We start from the raw sequence: 22,279 nt of genomic DNA on the forward strand, positions 1-22,279 counted from the left end.
GCCGCCTATATTCCACCGGTTCCGCGTGATTTATTTATTCTTGTTCTTCTTGATGCTTTATACTGGTACCTAATAATAGGTATACCTTCTTACGCCGGTAATATGACGAGATAAACGCATTACCTGATGGGAATATCCGTATTCATTGTCGTACCAGACATATAGAATGACATTCCTGCCATCTGCCGAGACTATCGTCGCTGGAGCATCCACGATCGCAGCGGCAGTGGAGCCTATGATATCTGAAGAAACGAGTTCATTGTCTTTAGAAAATTTAATCTGTTCGACAAGGTCACCCTGTAGTGATGCCTCTTTTAAAAGTGCATTGATTTCTTCGACGGTAGTTTTAGATTTAATTTCGAGATTTAAAATTGCCAATGATCCATTTGGTACGGGAACGCGAATGGCATTGGAGGTCAGTTTGCCCTTCAGTGAAGGCAATACTTTTGAAACGGCAGCCCCCGCTCCAGTTTCTGTGATCACCATATTGAGCGCTGCGGCACGGCCCCGTCTGGACTTCTTGTGCATATTGTCGACAAGATTCTGGTCGTTAGTATAGGAATGTATGGTTTCGATATGCCCTTTTTCAATGCCTATGCTATTTTCAAGGACCGCCAAAATAGGAGAGATTGCGTTGGTCGTACAGGAAGCAGCGGAAAATATCGCATGCTGTTGCACGTCAATATCATTTTCGTTGACTGCATATACGATATTTGGAACACCTTTTCCGGGTGCTGTTAATAAAACTTGGGCGGTACCTCTGGATTTCAGGTGGCGACTCAGTTCGTGCTCATCTCGAAAAGCACCCGTATTGTCGACGACTAAAGCATGCTGTATTCCATAATAGGTATAATCGATGTCCTCTGGCTGTTTGGCAGAGATAAGGTGGACAGTGATGCCGTTGATAATAAGTGCCTGATTTGGAATGTCGACCTGTACGTCGCCTTCGAACGCACCATGTATGGAATCTGTTTTTAATAGTGTCGCTCTTTTCAATATGGACTTGCTATCATTGGCGTCTCGCGTTACAATGGCACGAAGGCGAAGCTGCTGTCCAGCACCGGCTTTATGCATAAGTTCTCGGGCGAGTAAACGGCCGATACGGCCAAATCCATAAAGCACAACATCGCGTGGTTTTAATTCCGCTTGTTGATTGATATCTTTTAATTCATTTGTAATAAAACTAGGCAGATCGTTGTTGTCAATAGTCTGTTTCTTGACCTGTAAGGTAAGTTTTCCGATATCGATACGCGCAGGTGATAGCGTGAGTTTTTCCAATGCCTGTGCCACGTGGAGGGTGTCAAAAATATGGAATGGCTCGTCGGTAAGGAGGACGCTTTCCTTGATCAGGTTGAGAATTGAACTCGATTTTACATCAATGAGTTGATTTCGAAAAAAGACAAGTTCAATAGCGTGGTTATACCACAGGTTACTGACAATTTGAATTAAGCTTACGGCAGCGTTTTGTTGCTCTCTGTAACTTTTGATCTCTAAATCAAAAGATGGCTTGTGTGACATCATAATTTTATAATAGATTATGTTGCAAACATAGTACAAACCGCCTAGAAAATAGATTTATATTTTTATTTTCGTAATTTTTTAAATGTAAACACTCTTAATATTATTATTTTAATAAAATATTGGTGATTTATTTGTTAATCCTCTATTATGAATAATTCAGACATGATATGATCAGCCATTAATTTACCGGGATCCGTCAAGCGTAATTTGTTTTCTTCCAAAACGAGATTTTTCTCTCCTAAAAATGGTTCAGCATCCTTTAGGACTCGGTTTTTGACAGATTGCCCGAATTTGCTTTCCAGCGCAATCAAATCCAGTCCCCACATGGTTCTTAGCGAAGTCATGATACTTTCGTTGATCTGGTCCAGCGTAGAAAGCTCCTCAATTTCCAGGGGAAGTTGGTTTGAATTGATTGAGGTCATATATTTCGCGTTGTTGGAAACATTCCAAGCTCTGGAAGTTCCATTGAACGAATGTGCTGAAGGGCCTATGCCAAGGTAATGTTTGCCTTTCCAATAATTTGTGTTATGACGTGCATATAGGCCATTTTTTGCAAAATTGGAAATTTCATATTGTTCATATCCCGCGGCTTTCAATGTATGGATAAGAAGACTCATCTGATCCGCTGCCTGATCAGAATCTATAGCTGGACTTAAGCCTTTTTTAATGAAGTGATCCAATGCTGTCTTATTTTCTACAGTCATGGAATACGAAGAAATATGGGGAATTTCAAAGTCAATCAGCTGTTGCATATTGTGGCGCCATTTCTCATCAGTCAACAGTGGGTAGCCATAAATAAGATCACAGGTAATATTTTCAAAGCCCGCGTCTTGCACCCGCATGATAGAAGCCAGTGCTTCCTGCTGATTATGTGCTCTGTTCATCCATTTAAGATCCTCTTCAAAGAAAGACTGTATGCCTATGCTGAATCGATTGATTGCTGTATTCCGCAGACTGTTTACTTTGGCCGCATTTAGATCGTCGGGGTTTGCTTCCAGCGTAATTTCAGCGTGATTTACGATGTCAAAATGCATTGCTATCGTATCGATGATCCGCGCGATCTCTTCAGCTTCCAATAAGGATGGCGTGCCACCACCAAAATAGATCGATTCGACCTTTTTGTCTTCCAAATAGGCTGCTCTGAGTTCGATTTCCCGTCGTATGGCATTGATCATCTCACTTTTGTATTGAAGTGACGTGCTAAAATGGAAGTCACAGTAATGACAAGCCTGTTTACAGAAGGGGATATGGACATAAATCATGGGGACAAATATACCAAGACCTGACCAACTTCGCTTCTTATTCGTATTATTTCTTCTTTCTCGACGATGTATCTAGAAATATTCGTCGGACTCTTCCGCCCGCACACGAAGTGATTTAAAAAGAAAGTGTTATAGGATGAAAGAATTATCTAAAAGAAGATTGACAACAAGCTAGTTATTCTTTATCTTGTTGTCAATATTTGTTAGTAGAAAGCACCAATATACCACCTAATGTCAGATGAAGGAGGAGTGAATTCAAAAGTCTCCTTCTAAAAATAAAAAAGCTATCGGTACGAGTCGTGTGTAAATTATTTCATGGGAGCCTATCAAATAGATTAAAAAACGAATTATTTTCTTCTAATAAATGTAAAACGTATGACAACCTCTCGTCGAGACTTTCTGAAAAATGTAGCTGGTGTTTCTGGCTTCTTCCTGTTTTCAAACCATGGATATGCTTTGGGGGACAGTCTTGAAGACTCCTTTATAGATAAGTTATTACCGGCGCCAAAAGGGGGAGGATTTGCGATGAAAGATTATTGGATTTGGGATCCATCGGTCATAAAAGGAGAAGATGGACGATATCATATGTTTGCTTCGCGTTGGAGCAAACAATATGGGTTTGGTAATTGGGTGACAAATTCCGAAGTCGTCAGGGCTATTTCAGATACCGCTGAAGGGCCATACGAATTTGTTGAAGTTGTACTGCCTGCTCGGGGGAAGCAATATTTTGATGGCTGTACGACACACAATCCTCGAATTGTAAAAAATGGTGACTATTATGTGCTTTATTACTTTGGCAATAATTATGATGAACCAAATCCCTCTTTTACAGAAAATGTATGGGAGTCGGGCTTAGGTCAGAAAGCCTGGATGCATAAACGTATTGGGATGGCCTATTCCAAGTCAATTGCAGGGCCATGGAAAAGAGTTGATCAACCGATTTTGAATCCCCGAAAAGGGGAATGGGATGCCTCCATTACATCAAATCCTTCGCCAGTTGTCTTACCGAACGGAAAGGTTTATTTAGTTTATAAATCTTCCCCAGTAAATTATAATCCACCACTTTTATTGGGAGCCGCGCAAGCGGATTCTTTCCTCGGACCTTATCGCCGTTTATCGGACAAGCCCATTTTTTCATTTCATACAGACCAAAATCATGAAAACGATGTAGAAGATCCATTTGTCTGGTATAACGGTCAGCAGTTTGAACTTATTATGAAGGACCGTTACGGAAAGATCTGCGGTGAAGAGGGGGGCGGGATACATGCTTATTCGAAGGATGGCATAGATTGGCATCTTTCGAAGTCTGTAAAAGCTTATTCTAAAACAATTCAATGGGATGATTGCACGACGAGTCATCAGGCCAATTTTGAACGACCATTTTTACTATTTGAAAATGGGAAGCCTACGCATTTGTTTGCTGCTACGGGAGATGGTTCAGAGCCCTATCAATTTGAACGTACATGGAATATGGTTATTCCGCTTAAGGGTATCTAATCCATGGAATTAAAAAAACAGCTTCCACACCGCGTCGTATATATTGGGTTTGGAAGCTGCCTTGATTTTCCCATCTGTTCGGATAATGGGAAGTATATGTAGTTACTTACTAAAACTGTTGTTTGCCGATTCTACATCCGCTAATCGCAATGAAGGATCAATTGTTACCGTTTTTGGTGTTTTCGACACATGGATAGTATAGTCGGGTTTGGTCCAGAACCAATCCTCAAGCACGGTTCTTTTGACACCTTTGTAAATGTCAAAATGCTCTTCCGGTTTTTCTCCACGCATTTCACGCAAAGGGATATAAAATAATTCTTTGCTTCCGTCGATGTATTCCACCAGAATATCCAGTGGCATGGCAAAATTGGACTTATTGGCCAATAGGATTTCTGTATCTGTTACTTTTTCAATGGCGTAATCGATTTGACGTGTTGTATTGATAAACAGGTTGAAATACCATTTCAAGTTGATACCGGAAACATCTTCAGCCACGCGTTTGAAATCATTTGGTGTCGGATGTTTAAACTTCCAGATATCATAGAATTTCAAGAAGGTTTTTTCTAAATTTTCCTGACCAATAATATAACCCAACTGCTCTGCAAGCACGGCACCTTTGTTGTATGCTTCGTTGCTGTAGCCATAGTTGGTGTTATAATAATCTGCCAGTAAACTCATCGGTTCTTCTTTACCTGAAAGGGCCAATTTGTAATATCCACGGTAGGCTGCAATTTGTGGGTTAGATGCTATCGCACCTCTTTTTTCAAAGATATGCTGCATAGCCAACTCTTCGACATAGGATGTGAAGCCTTCATCAAACCATTCATCTACGGTTTCGTTGATCCCAAACAATTGTTGGTACCAAGAGTGTGCCGATTCATGGAATATTACACCGACAAGGCTTTTTAGATTGCGGCCACCTGTGATAAGCGTAGCTGTACCATATTCCATTCCGCCATCTCCACCTTGAATGATGGTATATGTTGGCCATGGATATTTACCAAACTTCGCACTACAGAAGTCAAAGAATTCGGTAGAAAGTCCTATTGCTGTTTTCCAATTCGAGATCACTTCTTTGTCTGTTGGCAAGAACACGGTATACACTCTTATGCCATTTTTACTTGAGGCGGAATCTACGACAAACTTGGGGTCTGCAGCCCATACAAAATCGTGGATATTTTGGGCCTTATAGTGCCAGGTTGCTTTATTGTCGACGGCTTTTACTTTTGCTTTTGGTTGATAGCCTTTAACATCTGATGGATTTTGAAGAACACCTGAGGCACCAACGACATAATTTTTATTGAGGTGTATGGTAACGTCAAAGTTGCCAAAAGGGGCAATAAACTCACGGCCCGTATATTCATCCAAATGCCAGCCGAATTCATCGAATTGAGCCATCTTCGGATACCATTGTGCCATAGATAGTGCTACACCTTCGGCCGAATTTCGGCCAGTTCTTCTGATTTGTTCCGGAACTTGTGCGGTCCATTCCATATCAAAACGCGCTGTTTCGCCATCTTGGATTGCAACTGGTAAAGTTACCTCCAAAATAGTTCCATCAATTTTAAATGTTGTGTTGGCACCATTGACTGTTAAGCTTTTGATTTTTTGATAACCAGTTTGGTTGGCTTTCAGCTCTCCGATGCGGCTTTGATATACCGGTTTTTCTTTTGTACCCAGGTTAGTGACCATTCGCTTGTCGGGATCACTGATGTTTTTTAAGCGGTAATCCATCATCGATCCTGGTTGAAACGCATTAAAATATAAATGGAAATATACCTTTTTTAGTGACTGCCCTGAATTATTGCTGTACTTCAAGGTCATTTTTCCATCGTACTGATATGCTTTTTCATCCACGTTGACATCCATGTTGTAGTCAACTTTCTGTTGCCAGAATCCTTTTCTTTGGGCCTTCGCTACTGCCCCCCAAATATTTAATACACATGCAAGTGTAAAAAAGGATATTATTTTGATTTTCATGCCCCAAACTTACAAAATTGTCTCAATAAATGGCACTTAAACGAATGTAACGAAGTTAATGTCATCAAATCTTGACGAAAATTGACTGGTCTTTGGAGAATTGGCTTGGTTTTGGTTAGGGGATTTATCTGTTAAGTTAAAAATCAATTTTACTGTTTTTATGGAAAATCTATATTATAAGCCCTCGGGAAAGGCTCCTGCTTTGGCATTAATTGGCTCTCTTGTGCTAGGTACAGTGGGTGCCGTTGTCCTGGCAATTGTTTACATCGCTTTGCAGTGGTTTATTCCTATTATTTATTTTAATGTATTTATTACATTGGGATTTGGTGCTGGAATATTCTATGTTCTTAACTTCTGTTTCAAACAATGGAAATTAAGAAATAGGGGCATTGCAATATTGATTACTTTGCTGATTGCAATTTTAGGTTTTTATGCCCAGTGGGCTCTTTTTGTGTCGCTGATGTACAATGCGGAGGGGACAATGGGCGGAGATACCTGGGTAAAATCGTCTTTTAATCTAGAGGGATTCAAGGCATTTTTCTTACACCCTTCATTTATTTGGGAAGCGATGCAGGGTTTAAATGAAGTCGGCACTTTTACCTTGAAAAAGAGTCCGGTTTCGGGCGGTATGTTGTGGGCCGTGTGGGCCATTGAAATGGGTATTATTCTGATTACCCCAATTATTATGGCATTCCGGGGTATTACTATTTATCCTTTTTCTGAAAAAGACGAAACATGGATGAATAAACGGACATTACCCGGAAGGTTAAAATTCGTGGCGGATAAAGATGCTGTAGTAAGCTCCTTGGGTAATCATGATTTTGCCTATGTGTATGACCATCTTTCGGATGAAGAAGAGCATTTCTCTTTTGCCACTGCCGAAGTATATGAATCTGAAACGGACGACCATCAGTACCTGACCATCTATAATCACCAATTTACGGAAAAGAAAGGCAAGTTGGAAGAGAAGAAGGACGAGGTTATCGAATTTCTGCGGATCAATAGAAATAGTCTATAAACGCATACTGACGAGTTGAATTGCTCTTTATTGTATGTAATGGCAGCTAAAGTTCGATCGTATAGCTTGGTTCTTTAAAAAAAGATCCCAGGATAAATATCCCGGGATCTTTTTTACATGTTATTGTACCAATGTTCCACCCTTTAATTTCCATTCATTGATGGAAGGACTATAAATTTTGACGTCCTTAATACCGTTTTTCGCCAATATGGATGCCGCTATGGTTGCGCGGTCTCCAGACTGACAATGCAGGTACAGCTGTTTACTTCGATCAATTTGGTTAAGATTGTCTGCAATTGTACCAACAAAGATATGAGTCGCATGCGGTAAATGGCCCTCTGAAAACTCAGCGGCATTACGCACATCAAGTATTTGGATGTCGGATTTGCCCAATACACTATTCATCTCTTCGAAACCGATGAGTTGCTGATGCTCCAATGGAATCCCCAAATGAGGAATCGTATCAGACGTAATATATCCAGCGACATGATCCAATCCAATGCGCATAAGCTTGCGGGCAATGTCGTCCAATTGGCTTTCCTCTACAATGAGTATAAAAGGATCCGTGTAATTAAGTATCCAACCAGCCCAGGTATTAAACGTTTTGTTATTCTGAATATTGATGCTATTGGGGAGATATCCTTTGGCAAACTCAAACTTATGGCGTGTATCAATGACAGTTGTTCCTTTGTGGTATAAACTCAGAAAAGCTTCGTTCGTTAACTTGTTATACTGAGGAACTGCTGTTTGCAAAGGCCGTGCTATTTTGTTGAGTTTTTTCATCATGGCAAAATAGCGTGGCGGTTCAGGCTGTCCTGATAATAGCTCTTCCACGAAGGCTGTTTCGTTCTTTTGGTATTGAAGCGCCCAGTTTCGTATTTTTTCATAACCAACTGTTGAACTCGGAACGGCGCCTAGGGCCTTTCCACACGCGGATCCGGCCCCATGTGCGGGCCATACTTGAATATGATCAGGTAGAGCCAAGAAATGTTGCAACGATCGGTACATTTGGTGGGCTCCAATTTCCTTGGTTCCGATCATTCCCGCCGCATTTTCTAACAGATCTGGGCGTCCGATATCTCCAACAAATACAAAATCACCTGTAAATATCATGACTGGCTCCATGGTTGCAGGCGTATCAATCAATATAAAACTGATACTCTCGGGCGTATGTCCAGGGGTATGGATAACTTGGAAAATCAGATTTCCAACTTGAAATTGATCTCCATGTTTTAATCCAATATGTGGAAATTCATATTGCCAATCTTCTCCACCTTCATCGGAAAGATAAGGTTGGGCGCCTGTCAATGCGGCTAATTCTAGCGTACCTGAAAGGTAGTCGGCATGTATATGCGTTTCCGCAATATGGGTTATGGTCAGATTATTCTTTTGTGCAATCTCAAGATAGCTGTCTACATCTCTTTTAGGGTCAATGACTAGCGCTACACCCTTGGCTTGACAACCAATGATATAACTCGAATGTGCTAAAGATGACTCAAAAATGTGTTGAAAAAACATAACGTGTGATTTTAATAATTTACAAATTGAATGAATTCGAAAGCAAAGATTAGTATGCCGATACTAATTAAAAAGTACCCAAAAATACCTTTCAATTTTGCCGCATCTAATTTGTCTTTCCATTTGGAACCAATTTGGAGGCCTATTAAAGTGATTAACGTAAAGGTAACCAATATAAACCAATTCATATGTTCCAGGAACTGATAATTCGCGATCAAACCGAATGAGGCGTTTAAACCGATGATAAACAACGAAGTTGCAATGGCCTGCTTAAGTGGAATTCCTAAGAGTAATACGAGGGCCGGCACAATGATAAAGCCTCCTCCTGCCCCCACCAGGCCGGTCATGATACCGACGAGCAATCCGACGAGGACAACGTTGAAAATCTGGCCAATTCCACCCCTGAATCGATCGTGCTGAACCTGTTTACGTCTTCGTACCATTGCTGTCGCAGAAATCAAAATCACAATCGAGAAAAGCAGCATGATGATATGGTTTCTGGAGATTGCTATTTCGCCCAGGTGGAATGACTCTGGTATGGCTACAAGGAGATAACGCTTGGTCAAATAGACCGAAATTAGCGATGGAAAGAGAAAAATGGCCGTAGTTTTCAGGTCAATTTCTCTTTTTTTCAACGGAGAAATTGATCCGACCAAGGCTAATATTCCTATAGAAAACAACGAATAGTCCAATGCATATTGAGGTTCTATATGAAAAATATAAACAAATATTGGCAATGTTAGAATGCTTCCGCCACTACCCATCAAACCCATTGACAGGCCGACCAGAACAGCTAATATAAAACCAGCTATAAATATTAATTCCATTTTCTCTTTCTAAAATTTTAACCCGTGGTACAGGCGTCAGATTGCGCGTATCGGTATAAAGTAGTTTGTTAAAACTAATGCGGCAACTTATTGCGCAAGACACCATAAAGCCAAGTACCCAACAAAGCGAAAAGCAAGACGATCCCTATAGTCCAATAACCAGCACCGATTAGGGCAAACATTGGTCCCGGACAAGCGCCTGTCAATGCCCAGCCTAAGCCAAAGATTGTTCCCCCGAGCAGGTATCGTGTAATACTTTTGTCTTTATCATGGAATGCTATTTGCATCCCGTTACTATCTTTGATTTGCTTTCTCTTGATGATTTGTACGATTATAATTGCTGTGGTCAGTGCTGTACCGATAATCCCATACATATGAAAGGAACGAAATTGAAACATTTCGTAGATTCTATACCATGATGCGGCTTCTGATTTGTATAAGATGATTCCAAACAATATACCGATGAAAATAAATTTTAGTGCTTTCATTTATGCGAAAATTAGCGGGAATAAAAAATGAACCATGATGATCCCACCTAGGAAGAAACCTATAACGGCGATCAAAGAAGGAAGCTGAAAATTGCTAAGTCCAGAAATAGCATGGCCAGATGAACATCCACCAGCATAGCGGGTTCCAAACCCAATCAATAGACCGCCAATACTTAAAAGTAGAAACTGAAACAAAGATCCGTCGAAAATGAAAATGGATTCAGGAAGGTAGCCTTGTAGATGGTCGATAATACCCAGCTCTTTTAAGTCGGCAACACTTTTGGAATTAATCTGGCTTGCAGTGCCGTCGCTCAGAAAATGATGTGCAATAAAACCGCCAATAGCTGTCCCGAGTACCATCAATAAATTCCATGACTGGGTCTTCCAATCAAATCTGAAAAAAGAGGAAGTTTTTCCGGCCCCCAATACAGTACACATGGTGCGCAGATTATTGGACATGCCAAAATCCTTTCCCTGTTTGAGCAGCAGGTACATGACCAGTGCAATTAAAGGTCCTGAAATATACCAGGGCCATGGTTGTTTGATGTATTCCAATAGCATAACATTGTTCTTAAGTGATGTTACAAAGGTACATACTGCCTTTGCAAAAGCCTGTAACAAATGTTACCGAAGGAAGAAAGAATTTATAGGTCGTAATATTCGATGTCGGCGTCCTTTAGGGCTTCCGTTAGCAGGGGAAGATCATCTTCCTTTTGAAATAATTTGTTGCGCCAGGTACGGAAGGCTGGCCCTTTGTTTTGGTTGATAATGATCAGGTTGCCGCCGGAACGTTTGAGATTCCTGATATGAGAAATATTATTCAAAGGGAAAACGATTGTTTTTTTAGCGTTGCTTATCTGAAGTGTATTTTCATCCAAGACCCAAGTCGATGACAAAGTCGAAGACTTTATGGCCAGATACAGTGCTAAAGGAATCATTAAAAGAGCAATAATAATCTTGAGAATTTCCTGTATGGGAACTTTAGACATTCCCATTCCGATCAAAAAGATTGAAATCAGCAAGATTAACATGTATTTTCCACGATGCAATGTCGACAAGTGGAACGTCTGTGGATTACTCTTCATATTTCTTGATAAACTTCCCTTTTGCGTCAATATAGTAAAAATTCTCTAGATCCTCCGTTACAAGCGCCAGCCCGTTTTCAAAAGCTTGGGCATTTTGTAATTTAAATGGAACAACGACTTTTCCTGTGTAATCAATGTACCCATATTTATTGTCATTAAATGCCAGTAGAAGTCTTTCACCCGCAAAAGATAGAAACTCATAATCCGTTTTAAGTTGATTATGCCCCGTTTTATTAATAAGCTGGTAAGATTGGTTGACTAGAATTAACGCGAGATTATCGCGATAATCCGAAATGGTTTCATATTTGGCAGGAAGTAAAACAGCGCCTTTTTGATCCATGATACCCGTATGTTCTCCTTCCGTAAAAAGTGCATATTCTGGGCTAGGAACTGAAATAAAGTCATATTTGGGCTGCAGCAATATTTTACCGTTTGTATCCAACAGTCCATACTTAAGATCTCTCATATAAACTACTGGACCGCCTTCGGTTTCTAAACTGAGCGATTCATATTGACATGGAATAACTTCTTTGCCGTGTATGTCTATTAAGCCAAACATTTGTGCTGCATCATTTACGATGGCATAGTCTCCTACATAGCTATATATTGCCGTATACTTTGCTGGTGTTAATTTGTTTCCTAAGCTGTCCTGTACACCAAAATATGCTGTATTGGAATCTTGATACCAAGATAGCTGATCGTTTAGCGTGGAATCTATAGCTTCCTCAATAGGTTCACCTTCTTCATAATCCGCTGGAATTTCAAAGAGTGATTTGTCGAATGTTATTTCTTCCACATTGGTCGCTTGAATTCCGAGCCCGGCCGATCCGATATAGAGCGCTGCCCCGGGCACTTTTTCGAGATAATCGTAAGTGCCCCAGTATAACTTTGGCAATTTTGGTGCATACCAAACGGTAATTTCCGTTTGTGGATCTTGGCTACCTGTTAGATTGAATGTTGCTTTTTCGCAGGTGATTCCTGCAATTATCTTCTTTTGATCGGGAACTAAGCTGATCTCAAAATCTCCCGAATAGGCATAATTATCACCCTCGTTTACGGCAGTCTCAATGAGTTTGCCGGTGGCCAGCTCTGTTGCAGTATAGGTTTTATTTATTTCATCCAGTAGAAAAGAGCTGCCTTCGTGGATATTGCTGATCTGTATCGATTTTCCGAATAATAAACTTTCAATTCGCATCTGGTCTTTGGTGATGAAGGCCTGCATTAATGCTTCATTATTTCCAGCCAATATTTTGATGAATTCTGAAGATGCAGTATCGGTTCCCGTTTCAGGATCAGCAAATTGATATGAAATTTTATATAGCTTTTGCTGGGCGTGTCCTTGTCCGATAAGGAGAAAAAACGCCAGCTGTAAACAAAGGATAAATTGTTTCATTGTGTGATTTTAAGCTGCAAAAATATTGAAATTCGATTGATTTTTGAAATAATCTTTCGTTGTTTGTGGAAATTCTTTCAAAAATAGATATTATTGTATTTGGTTGTTTAAAACCGATTTTTGGTCTGTACTTAGGGTTCAGGTGCTAGCGTCTTATTTTTTGAGTAAAGATCTTGCGTTGTGGACTATTTTTATGCCAAGTGAAATAAATGGTTGTAAGGGCGGCGGTTAAGATAGCGGTCTTGCGGGAGTGTATGTGTTTTTTACTTGTTTTATAGGTTATTATCATATAATCGTCAAGAAAAAGCGAAAATAATTAAGGAATGTAGCTTTTTGGAAAAAGGTGAAATGTTAATTTTGTATTTTACAAACCTCGAATTTTTTACTGTTTAAAAAAGATACCTGTGGAACTATTACTAATAGAGGATGAACCATCCGTCATATCATTGATCGAAAGAGGCTTAAAAGAAGAAGGCTATCATATTAGTATTGCTATGGATGGTTATACTGGTCTAAAAATGGCGGGATTGAACCGTTATGACTTGATCCTATTGGATGTGATGTTGCCTGGTATGAATGGCTTAGATGTCTGTAAAAACATTCGGATGTCTAACAACGAAGTCCCAATTATTATCTTAACAGCTTTAAATCAAACAGAGGACATTGTTGAGGCCTTTGACAGGGATGCGGATGATTACTTGACGAAGCCGTTCCGTTTAGAGGAATTAAAGGCTCGAATCAGTCGCTACAGCCGCAAATCCAAAACAGTTACCGAGCAGAAAAATATATTGGTATTTGACGATCTTCAATTGGATAGAGACAGTAAGTCGGTTCAACGTGCCAATTCTCCTATTATTCTCACGGCTACTGAATTTCGTTTACTTGAATTTTTAATGCTCAACCGAAATAAGGTATTGAGCCGGATCGATATCCTGGAAGAAGTATGGGGTATGGATGTTGACTTAAGTACTAATGTTGTTGATGTGTATGTAAACTACTTGCGGAAAAAGATCGATAAACAATTTTCACGTAAACTTATCCATACAGTGATCGGTATGGGCTATGTAATCCGTCATGAAAATTAGGACCAAAATAGTTCTCCTATTTTCTATCATCAGCACCCTGCTGCTTGTTGTTTTTGCCATTTATGTGTCTTATTTTACGTACGACAGTCTACAGACCAAATTTTTTCATCGGTTAGAAGAGAACGCCGTGATTGTCGGAGATCATATCGTTCATCAGAAGGATGAAAACAGGGCACTCTATATTCAGGTAAAACGTAAATACCTGAAACAATTATCTGAAGGAACAGACCATCTCATTCGTGTAGTTAAGGGAAGTGATCGAATTCAATTGAGGCCTGAGCTGCCCATGCCACAAACATTCTATGCCGATGTAATTCGTCATGGAAAGGGAAGATACATGCATGGTAAGACTGCCTTTGTAGCGGTATTCTTTCAGGATCATCTTCACCAGGAAAATTTGATTGTTGTATCGGAAGGGATTGATGATTACGGTCATGATGAGCAGCGTCAATTGGATCGTACCCTGATCACAGGTGGGATTTTGGCGATTTTTTTAATCGTACTGATGTCTTTTTATTTTGCTGACCGATTATTGAAACCCATTAAGGATATCAACAATGATTTAGACAAAGTTGATATCGCACATTTAGACCATCGCCTGTTTAGTAAATTTAGCAATAGCAAAGATGAATTGGGTGTTTTGATTGCGAACTTAAATTCAATGCTTAGCCGATTGGATATTTCGGTTCAGTCGCAACAGAGTTTTATCGGAAATGCCTCTCATTCGCTAAAGACCCCGCTTACAATTATCGGGGGAGAAGCCGAATTGGCACAACAGCTCCTGTCTAAAGAGCATGAAGCTTATTATTCACTGGAGACGATCGCGAAATATGCGGATAAAATGGAGTTGATTATCAACAATCTTTTGCAACTATCTCGCATGGGCTTCAAGGGGGAAGTGGACAATAAAGAAATTATTCGAATTGACGAATTACTCTATGAAATTTATAAAGCGGAAAAAAGTATTCATAAGGACCTCAAGCTTTCTTTTGATCTAACAGAAATTCCAGAAGATAGTGATGAGCTTACGGTTTTGGCTAACCCGGATCTGTTTTTTATTGCCTTTAGCAATATTATTTCAAATGCATTTAAATACGGCAATGGACTGCAGGTTGGCGTAGCCATAAGTAGCGATAGCAAAAATATTACGATAAAAGTGTTTGACCAAGGGATAGGTATTCCTAAAAAAGACCAGCCACATATTTTTACCTCTTTTTACCGCGCTTCTAATGTCGGTGATATCTATGGCAATGGTTTGGGGCTTGTTTTAGCCAAAAATATCTTTGACCTTCATGGTGCTGAATTGTTCCTCAATTCAACGGAAGGTCAAGGCACTCTGGTCGTTGTTACAATCCCAAAAACTCCTTTCTAATTTCATTTTAATCTCATCCTTATTCCATTTTTAGGTGGCTGTGATATACTTGTACCAGAGATAAGTATAACTCATGGATCTATCTTGTTGTTTCGAATCGGATTATGTTTTGAAACCGCGGGATTGCTTCGTTACCATAAAGGAACAAAATATAAGGATGAAAAAAACACTTTCACTTTTTACAACACTGGGGATTAGTATAGCATCATTGCATGCGCAGGAGCAGATCCAAACGGACTCTGTTCAGGCGCAAAGAAGCAGCTTGTTACTGAAAGAACCCGCGCGAGCAAAATCATTTCAATTGGATGTCCTGTTAAGAGCAGGTCTGCAAACGGACAATGGGGAGGGGGAGTCTCAAGCAAAAGCAAACCTTGATGATGCCCGTATTTTGATGAGCGGGGAATACAATGATAGACTGTCGTATAAAGTGCGTTTTCGCTTGAATAGGTCATTTGCTCCAACGAGTCAGGATAATGGCTCGCGTGCATTGGACATGGCATTGATCAAGTACAAGTTTGGAAAGGATCTCAAATGGTCCGTTACGGCCGGTAAGCAAAGTGCGATGGTCGGGAGTTATGAATTTGAAAATAACCCAATTTACGAATATAAGTTCACAGACTATGTCGACCGTATACTGAATCTCTTTGTTGTCGGTGGAATGTTATCTTATGAAGTCAACCCGAATCATTCGTTACATGCCCAAGTTTACAACACGACCAATGATAGTTTTATGGAGCTTCATGCAAAAAATGGTTTTGCTGTAGGTGATTTGGAACGCTCTAGTGTACCAATGGGCGCCTATTTCACTTGGGTGGGTGCATTTATGGATAAGCGTTTTAATACGAAATGGTCTTACAACATCGCTCAGTTTGCAAAGGGACATACTAATCATGCCGTTTCATTAGCGAATAAATTCAAAACAGCAAAACAGATGCTATATCTTGATTTACAGTACTCTTATCTTGCTGTCGATCATGCGATGATTGCATCTTCGGCGATCAACGAATTTTATGGTAGAACTGGCGAGAACCGTGTATTGGCCAAAGATGTGAACTACAGCTCTGCCATATTGCGCTATGATCAATTTTTGAGTAAAAAATGGGAGGTGGCTTTGAAAGGTGGGTATGAGATCGCGGGATCGAGAGATGATAACCAACTCGGTAAGAATTTTCGCCAAAACTGGACCTATTTTGCGGCTTTGCAACATAAGCCGTTTCACAACCAGGATCTTCGGTTTTATTTAGGTTACGTTGGTAACACCGTAAACTATAAGGGCTATATGGATATGGCCGAGAGTCAGTACAACCGCTTAGCCTTTGGGGCATATTTTACCATTCCAGTTTTATAATAATTCCTTTAACAAATTAACAAATAATTATTTTTTTATGCGTTTAACACCGAGAGAAACAGAAAAGCTGTTGTTGCATTTGGCCGGCGAATTGGCGGCTAAGCGATTGAAACGCGGGGTAAAATTAAATTATCCAGAGTGTATCGCTTACATCAGTGCCCAGATTATGGAGGAGGCTAGGGACGGAAGGTCTGTGGCGGACTTAATGTCTTATGGTACTACCTTATTGAAAAGGAGCCAAGTCATGGAAGGAGTCCCCGAGATGATCCATGATGTACAGATCGAAGTTACTTTTCCGGACGGAACTAAATTGGTGACTGTCCATGATCCTATTCGTTAATAAATATTGAATGATATGATTCCAGGAGAATACATTTTAAAAAAAGAGGAAATCAAAGCTAATGTTGGGCACAGAACCACAAGCATTGTTGTGAAAAATGAAGGTGATCGACCGATTCAGGTAGGTTCACACTATCATTTCTTTGAAGCGAACAAGTTGCTTTCCTTCGACAGGGAGAAAGCGTTTGGGATGCGCTTGAATATTCCAGCCAGTACCGCTGTTCGTTTTGAACCAGGGGAACAAAAATCAGTTGTTCTGGTTGAATTTGGCGGAAGTAAGGAAATCCACGGTTTTAATGGATTGACAAATGGGAAGTATACAGATCAATCGGTGAAGACCAAAGCCATTGATAAAATGAAAAAATTGAAATTCAGACAATCTAAATAAATATGGGAGGATGGAATAGACGCGAATGGATTAAAGTTGTAGGGCTCACTACTTTGGGTACTACTGTTGGTCTACATGCGCTTGGTTTAGATAAACTAGGTTTAGATAAATCATCTGTAAAATATGTTGATGGGGAACTTTATATCCCGAGAGACAAATATGCGGCTCTTTTTGGACCGACCACTGGAGATAAGGTTCGTCTGGCAGATACAGAGCTTTTTATTGAAATTGAAAAAGATTTCAATGTTTATGGAGAAGAGAACAAATTTGGTGGCGGTAAAACTATTCGCGATGGTATGGGGCAATCGGCTCGTGCCTTGCGTGATGAGGGGGTGTTGGATTTTTGCATCACTAATGTCATTATCATTGACCACTGGGGTATTGTAAAAGGCGATATCGGTATTAAGGATGGTAAAATTGTAGGTATTGGTAAAGCTGGAAACCCAGATGTACAGGATGGTGTAACCGAGGGCATGATCATCGGTGCTTCTACGGAAGTGCATGGGGGAGCGGGCTATATCCTAACTGCAGGCGGTATTGATACGCATATTCACTTTATCTCGCCGCAACAGATTGAAACAGCGCTATATTCTGGTGTAACTACTTTTATTGGTGGCGGTGCGGGACCAGCAGATGGAACACTGGCAACGACAGTGACCTCAGGAAAGTGGTATATCGAGCGTATGTTTGAAGCTTTTGAAAACCTTCCTATCAATGTTGGTTTTTTCGGAAAAGGTAACGTGTCGACCACTAAACCTATCGAAGAACAAATTGAAGCTGGTGCACTGGGCGTGAAAATCCATGAAGATTGGGGAGCGACTCCGGCAACAATTGATGCGGCATTGAAAGTTGCTGATAAATACGATGTACAAGTTGCGATCCATACCGACACACTGAATGAGGCCGGTTTCTTGGAAGATACTGTTGCTGCGATAGATGGTCGTGTAATCCATACTTTTCACACGGAAGGAGCCGGAGGTGGACACGCTCCGGATATTATTAAGATCGCCATGTATCCCAATATCCTCCCTGCATCTACCAATCCAACAAAACCTTTTACGGTAAATACTGCTGAAGAACACTTGGACATGCTGATGGTCTGCCATCACTTGGATAAAAATGTGAAAGAAGATGTGGCATTTGCTGATTCACGTATCCGTCCACAGACAATCGCTGCCGAGGATATTTTGCAAGACATGGGCGTATTTTCAATTATGAGTTCGGATAGCCAAGCGATGGGGCGTGTCGGAGAGGTCATTTCCCGTACATTCCAAACGGCCCATAAGATGAAAATCCAACGCGGCCCTTTAGCTGAAGATCAAGGCAAAGAAAATGATAACTTCCGTGTCAAACGTTACGTGTCTAAATTTACAATCAACCCTGCTAAAGCACATGGTATTGACCAATATATTGGTTCGATTGAAAAAGGAAAGTATGCAGATTTGATCCTTTGGAAACCAGAATTATTTGGTGTAAAACCCGAGTTGATCATCAAAGGCGGTATGATTTTGGGCGCTAAAATGGGGGATGCCAATGCGTCAATTCCGACACCACAACCAATCATTTATAGGCCAATGTTTGGGAATTATGGTAAAGCGGTTTCAAAACTATGCTTCAATTTCGTTTCGAAAATTTCTTTGGAGAACGGAAATATTCAAAAATTGAATTTGTCGCGTAAATGTCTGCCTGTGGAGGGATGTCGTACGGTGATGAAAAAAGATATGGTCCATAATCATGCAACACCAAATATCGTCGTTAATCCAGAAACCTATGAAGTAACAGTCGATGGTGTGTTGGCGACCTGTGAACCATTGAAGGAACTTCCAATGGCCCAACGGTACTTCTTATTCTAATTGGTTATTTATGTTGTTAGCAAGAGACATTAAGGGGAATATTTGGGCCGATAGCACAGATCAGAACAGTGTTGAACTTGATTTTTTGGAACTCGAATGGTTTGATACGGAAAGACGTATTATCCGAGGGTTCACTGTTGAAGGCCGAGAAATAGGCTTTAAAAATTTAGGAACGGAATCCTTGTTTGACGGTGATATTTTGTTCGAAACAAAGGAACTGCGCATTGTTGTTCGAATATTACCCTGTCCTTGCCTTGTCGTACGTCCTAAAAACCGCTTGGATATGGCTCGGATATGTCTCGAAATTGGCAACAAACATATCCCTGTTTTCATCAACGCTGCACATGAAATTATTGCAGCCTATGAAAATCCCCTTTGGGAAACCTTAGAAAGGGCGGGTTTTACACCGACGAAAGAACTACGGGTGATTGAAAGAACCCATACGTTACGCATACATCAGTATGCCGTAGTCCAGCACAAAATTACCTTGGCCAATGGGCTCTAATACTTAATTAATAACGATTACATATGAATCCATTGTTGACATTAATGCAGATTAACGACTCTGTATTTCCGATTGGAGGCTTCACACATTCCTATGGCTTGGAAACTTATATCAATAAAGATATTGTACATGATGCTAAAACTGCAAAAGAATATGCCCAAACTTTATTGGAGCATAGTTTCTATTACAACGATGCCGCTTTTTTTCATAAAGCTTGGCAATTATGTGAATCAAGGGCAACCAGGAAAAAGATCGCTGAACTGGATGCATTGATAACCGCTTTCAAAGCTCCTTATGAGATTCGGGATGCCAGTAAGAAATTGGGAATACGGTTTTTAAAATTGACAGAAAAGTTAAAACCGGTCAAGCGTTGTTCGGCTTATCTAAAGGCGATAAATGCGCAAGAACTGCATGGTCACTATGCGATGGCATTTGCCATGTTTGCCCATGCGCAGGAAATTAGTTATGCAGACGCACTGAGTGCTTTTTATTATAATTCTTTGAATGGTATTATGACGAATTGTGCCAAACTGGTTCCAATTAGCCAAATGGATGCACAGCAGATTTTGTTTAAACTACAGCCCTTGATTAATAAATTGGTCGGATTACAGCCCGAACTGGATGATGATCTGGTCGGAAATTGTTGTATCGCTCAGGATATTCGATGCATGCAACATGAAAAATTATACACGAGAATTTACATTTCGTAAAAATAACTGAAATAAAAGATGTCTAAGAGAAATTACGTGAAAATTGGTGTTGCTGGTCCTGTAGGCTCTGGCAAGACGGCACTTATTGAACGGTTGACACGTTCGATGTCGGCAGATTATAGTATCTGTGTTGTAACAAATGATATTTATACGCGTGAGGACGCTATGTATCTACAACAGAATTCGGCCCTGCCCGCTGAACGTATTATTGGTGTTGAAACTGGAGGCTGTCCGCATACGGCAATCCGTGAAGATGCTTCGATGAATATTGAAGCTGTAGAAGAATTAGCGAATCGTTTTGCGGATGTGGAACTGATTTTTGTTGAAAGTGGAGGTGATAACCTGACGGCGACTTTTAGTCCGGATCTAGCCGATTTGACCATATTTGTTCTCGATGTTGCTGAAGGCGAGAAAATGCCACGTAAGGGTGGGCCAGGTATTACGCGCTCGGATTTGTTGTTGATCAATAAAATAGACCTTGCCCCTTATGTAAATGCCGACTTGGAAGTTATGCGCCAGGATACAATCCGCATGCGCGGTGAAAGACCATTTATTTTTACAAACTTAATGACTTTAGAAGGTTTAGAAGATGTGAAATCATGGATCAAAAAGTATGCTTTGTTGGAGCCCGTAGGTTAAAATTTATCGTATATGGATAGCAAAATCGTATTAAATGTTGCCAAAGAGGACGGCAGAAGTAGATTGAAGGAGAGTTATCATAATGCACCTTATAAACTAACGCATTATGGCGCGGCAGGATTGACCAATCATTTGGAAATGATCATCATGAGTGCATCGCCTGGTATTATGGATACGGATTATTTGCACATTGATGTTCATGTGAAAAAAGATGCACAATTGAAACTTTTTACACAGTCCTTCAATAAGCTTCATCCTATGAAAACCGGCGCAAGACAACATACGGACGTGCATGTGGGTGCCGGTGGCTTGTTTCATTACATTCCACATCCGGTAACGCCGTTTAAGGATTCTATTTTTAAGGCAAGCAATCATATTCACTTGGCTGACGATGCAGTTTTGATGTGGGGTGACATTATTAGTGTTGGAAGAATTCACATGAAAGAAGCATTTGAGTTTGATAGTCTCCATACGCAAACCAAGATTTTTAGACAAGGTAAACTATCCTTTATTGACAATCAGCTTTTGCGCCCCAAAAGTCAACCGATACAGAAGATGTTATTTTTTGAGGGATATACCCATCAGGCAACTTTTGTGTTCTCGGCTCTTTTTGCGCAAGAATTAAAATATGAATTGGATGAAATCTTAACTGTTGAATACAATGATATCTCTTATGGCTTTACGCAGGCTTCAAAAGATGTGGTTATCCTACGTGCTTTGGGTACTGATGGAGAGTTGCTTTACGACTTTTTACATATGTTGGGGCAATTGTGTTGGGATTTTACACAACATAAGCTTTCTGAAAGGAAGGAAGATACAGTCGTTGAAGCGATAACGGAAGATGAGAAATCGAAGGCGGGGGAAATTACCGTCATTGAACACAGAAAACCTCTTCGAAAAGGTAAGCGGGAGTTGGTGGATGCTGTAGTGGTGGAAGGAACTAACTATGCATAAGGGGAGCCAGCATGACGAGATATGGATTGATGTTATCCCTGATTTTGACAAATTGAAGCTGGGCCGCGATTCAGATATTTTGGATCTTTCCTATTATGAAGTAAATAAGCGCGTTATCCAGCGGAAAACAAGAAAGGGTAATCTGGTGCGCATACAGCGTGATGATGGCAGCGCACTGCGTTCAGGACAGTGTATTTATCATTGTGGTGATTTATTCATCCAGGTCAACATTTTACCTTGTCTTTGTGTATTGTTGGATAGTCAGAATCTATCTGTTGTGGGCGAGTTCTGCTTCGACGTGGGCAATCGACATTTGCCGGTTTATCTCAAAGCAGATGGGCGATTTGCTGTTTCTTATGATGGACGTCTCTATCAGGCGCTAAAAGAAAAATATAAAGGCTTTATCACATTGGAAAATACGATTTTAGAACCTGATGAACAGATTACCTACATTCGTAGACCTATCCTCGAATGATGGAATGCTGGTATTAGCGAAA

The 22,279-nt window shown here is 40.4% G+C and carries 22 protein-coding genes; 13 read left to right on the plus strand and 9 right to left on the minus strand.

Translation table 11 applies throughout. From position 1 onward, the window contains the following. Window positions 1-69 precede the first annotated feature (69 nt). Both BV902_RS03445 and hemW read right to left on the minus strand, forming a co-directional pair. Window positions 70-1,521, minus strand: a complete 1,452-nt coding sequence (locus BV902_RS03445; RefSeq protein ID WP_237241942.1) for a glyceraldehyde-3-phosphate dehydrogenase — start codon at window positions 1,519-1,521, stop codon at window positions 70-72. Window positions 1,522-1,655: 134 nt separating this feature from the next. Next, the gene (gene hemW, locus BV902_RS03450) at window positions 1,656-2,783 is read right to left on the minus strand and encodes a radical SAM family heme chaperone HemW (RefSeq protein ID WP_075990795.1); all 1,128 of its coding nucleotides are present in this window, start codon (window positions 2,781-2,783) and stop codon (window positions 1,656-1,658) included. Window positions 2,784-3,158: 375 nt separating this feature from the next. Here hemW and BV902_RS03455 point away from each other — a divergent pair, with 375 nt between their 5' ends. After that, window positions 3,159-4,280, plus strand: a complete 1,122-nt coding sequence (locus BV902_RS03455; protein ID WP_216640430.1) for a glycoside hydrolase family protein — start codon at window positions 3,159-3,161, stop codon at window positions 4,278-4,280. 102 nt (window positions 4,281-4,382) lie between these two features. Here the strand turns inward: BV902_RS03455 and BV902_RS03460 are convergent, their stop codons facing one another. Further along, window positions 4,383-6,260, minus strand: coding sequence for a M1 family metallopeptidase (locus BV902_RS03460; RefSeq protein WP_075990796.1), 1,878 nt, complete (start codon window positions 6,258-6,260; stop codon window positions 4,383-4,385). 160 nt (window positions 6,261-6,420) lie between these two features. Between BV902_RS03460 and BV902_RS03465 the strand changes: the two genes are divergently transcribed. Next, window positions 6,421-7,278 (plus strand): hypothetical protein, encoded by an 858-nt coding sequence (locus BV902_RS03465; RefSeq protein ID WP_075990797.1) that lies wholly within the window; start codon window positions 6,421-6,423, stop codon window positions 7,276-7,278. A 120-nt stretch (window positions 7,279-7,398) separates the two neighbouring features. Here the strand turns inward: BV902_RS03465 and BV902_RS03470 are convergent, their stop codons facing one another. From BV902_RS03470 to BV902_RS03495, 6 genes are all read right to left on the minus strand, one after another. After that, window positions 7,399-8,796, minus strand: coding sequence for an MBL fold metallo-hydrolase (locus BV902_RS03470; protein ID WP_075990798.1), 1,398 nt, complete (start codon window positions 8,794-8,796; stop codon window positions 7,399-7,401). Window positions 8,797-8,807: 11 nt separating this feature from the next. Further along, window positions 8,808-9,623: a sulfite exporter TauE/SafE family protein gene (locus BV902_RS03475; RefSeq protein ID WP_075990799.1), complete on the minus strand. Its 816-nt coding sequence runs from the start codon at window positions 9,621-9,623 to the stop codon at window positions 8,808-8,810. 74 nt (window positions 9,624-9,697) lie between these two features. Beyond that, window positions 9,698-10,111, minus strand: a complete 414-nt coding sequence (locus tag BV902_RS03480) for a DUF6691 family protein (protein WP_075990800.1) — start codon at window positions 10,109-10,111, stop codon at window positions 9,698-9,700. Beyond that, a complete protein-coding gene (locus BV902_RS03485; protein ID WP_237241944.1) occupies window positions 10,112-10,672 on the minus strand; it encodes a YeeE/YedE family protein in 561 nt (186 codons plus the stop codon). 83 nt (window positions 10,673-10,755) lie between these two features. Then, window positions 10,756-11,196: a hypothetical protein gene (locus BV902_RS03490; RefSeq protein WP_083663466.1), complete on the minus strand. Its 441-nt coding sequence runs from the start codon at window positions 11,194-11,196 to the stop codon at window positions 10,756-10,758. Beyond that, window positions 11,186-12,589, minus strand: coding sequence for a WG repeat-containing protein (locus BV902_RS03495; protein ID WP_075990801.1), 1,404 nt, complete (start codon window positions 12,587-12,589; stop codon window positions 11,186-11,188). The genes BV902_RS03490 and BV902_RS03495 overlap by 11 nt, the downstream gene beginning before the upstream one ends. A 404-nt stretch (window positions 12,590-12,993) precedes the next feature. Here BV902_RS03495 and BV902_RS03500 point away from each other — a divergent pair, with 404 nt between their 5' ends. The 11 genes from BV902_RS03500 to BV902_RS03550 all read left to right on the plus strand — a co-directional run bounded on the left by BV902_RS03500 (window position 12,994) and on the right by BV902_RS03550 (window position 22,257). Continuing rightward, window positions 12,994-13,674, plus strand: coding sequence for a response regulator transcription factor (locus tag BV902_RS03500; RefSeq protein WP_075990802.1), 681 nt, complete (start codon window positions 12,994-12,996; stop codon window positions 13,672-13,674). After that, a complete protein-coding gene (locus BV902_RS03505) occupies window positions 13,664-15,046 on the plus strand; it encodes a sensor histidine kinase (protein WP_075990803.1) in 1,383 nt (460 codons plus the stop codon). The genes BV902_RS03500 and BV902_RS03505 overlap by 11 nt, the downstream gene beginning before the upstream one ends. 157 nt (window positions 15,047-15,203) lie before the next feature. After that, window positions 15,204-16,394, plus strand: a complete 1,191-nt coding sequence (locus tag BV902_RS03510; RefSeq protein WP_083663467.1) for a porin — start codon at window positions 15,204-15,206, stop codon at window positions 16,392-16,394. A gap of 37 nt (window positions 16,395-16,431) precedes the next feature. Then, window positions 16,432-16,734 carry an urease subunit gamma gene (gene ureA, locus BV902_RS03515; RefSeq protein ID WP_046674789.1) on the plus strand — a complete coding sequence of 101 codons (303 nt, stop codon included), beginning with the start codon at window positions 16,432-16,434 and terminating at the stop codon, window positions 16,732-16,734. A 15-nt stretch (window positions 16,735-16,749) separates the two neighbouring features. After that, the gene (gene ureB / locus BV902_RS03520) at window positions 16,750-17,121 is read left to right on the plus strand and encodes an urease subunit beta (protein WP_075990804.1); all 372 of its coding nucleotides are present in this window, start codon (window positions 16,750-16,752) and stop codon (window positions 17,119-17,121) included. 2 nt (window positions 17,122-17,123) lie between these two features. Next, window positions 17,124-18,974: an urease subunit alpha gene (gene ureC, locus BV902_RS03525; RefSeq protein ID WP_075990805.1), complete on the plus strand. Its 1,851-nt coding sequence runs from the start codon at window positions 17,124-17,126 to the stop codon at window positions 18,972-18,974. Window positions 18,975-18,984: 10 nt separating this feature from the next. Beyond that, window positions 18,985-19,479: an urease accessory protein UreE gene (locus BV902_RS03530; RefSeq protein WP_075990806.1), complete on the plus strand. Its 495-nt coding sequence runs from the start codon at window positions 18,985-18,987 to the stop codon at window positions 19,477-19,479. A 23-nt stretch (window positions 19,480-19,502) separates the two neighbouring features. After that, complete coding sequence (locus BV902_RS03535) at window positions 19,503-20,189, plus strand: urease accessory protein UreF (RefSeq protein WP_075990807.1); 687 nt, start codon at window positions 19,503-19,505, stop codon at window positions 20,187-20,189. Between the two features lie 18 nt (window positions 20,190-20,207). Next, window positions 20,208-20,828 carry an urease accessory protein UreG gene (gene ureG / locus BV902_RS03540; RefSeq protein ID WP_075990808.1) on the plus strand — a complete coding sequence of 207 codons (621 nt, stop codon included), beginning with the start codon at window positions 20,208-20,210 and terminating at the stop codon, window positions 20,826-20,828. Between the two features lie 12 nt (window positions 20,829-20,840). Beyond that, window positions 20,841-21,782, plus strand: coding sequence for an urease accessory protein UreD (locus tag BV902_RS03545; RefSeq protein WP_075990809.1), 942 nt, complete (start codon window positions 20,841-20,843; stop codon window positions 21,780-21,782). Beyond that, window positions 21,775-22,257, plus strand: a complete 483-nt coding sequence (locus tag BV902_RS03550) for a hypothetical protein (protein WP_083663468.1) — start codon at window positions 21,775-21,777, stop codon at window positions 22,255-22,257. Before BV902_RS03545 ends, BV902_RS03550 begins: the two co-directional genes overlap by 8 nt. Window positions 22,258-22,279 lie beyond the last annotated feature (22 nt).

Source organism: Sphingobacterium sp. B29 (assembly GCF_001952815.1).
In the GTDB taxonomy this organism is placed as follows: domain Bacteria; phylum Bacteroidota; class Bacteroidia; order Sphingobacteriales; family Sphingobacteriaceae; genus Sphingobacterium; species Sphingobacterium siyangense.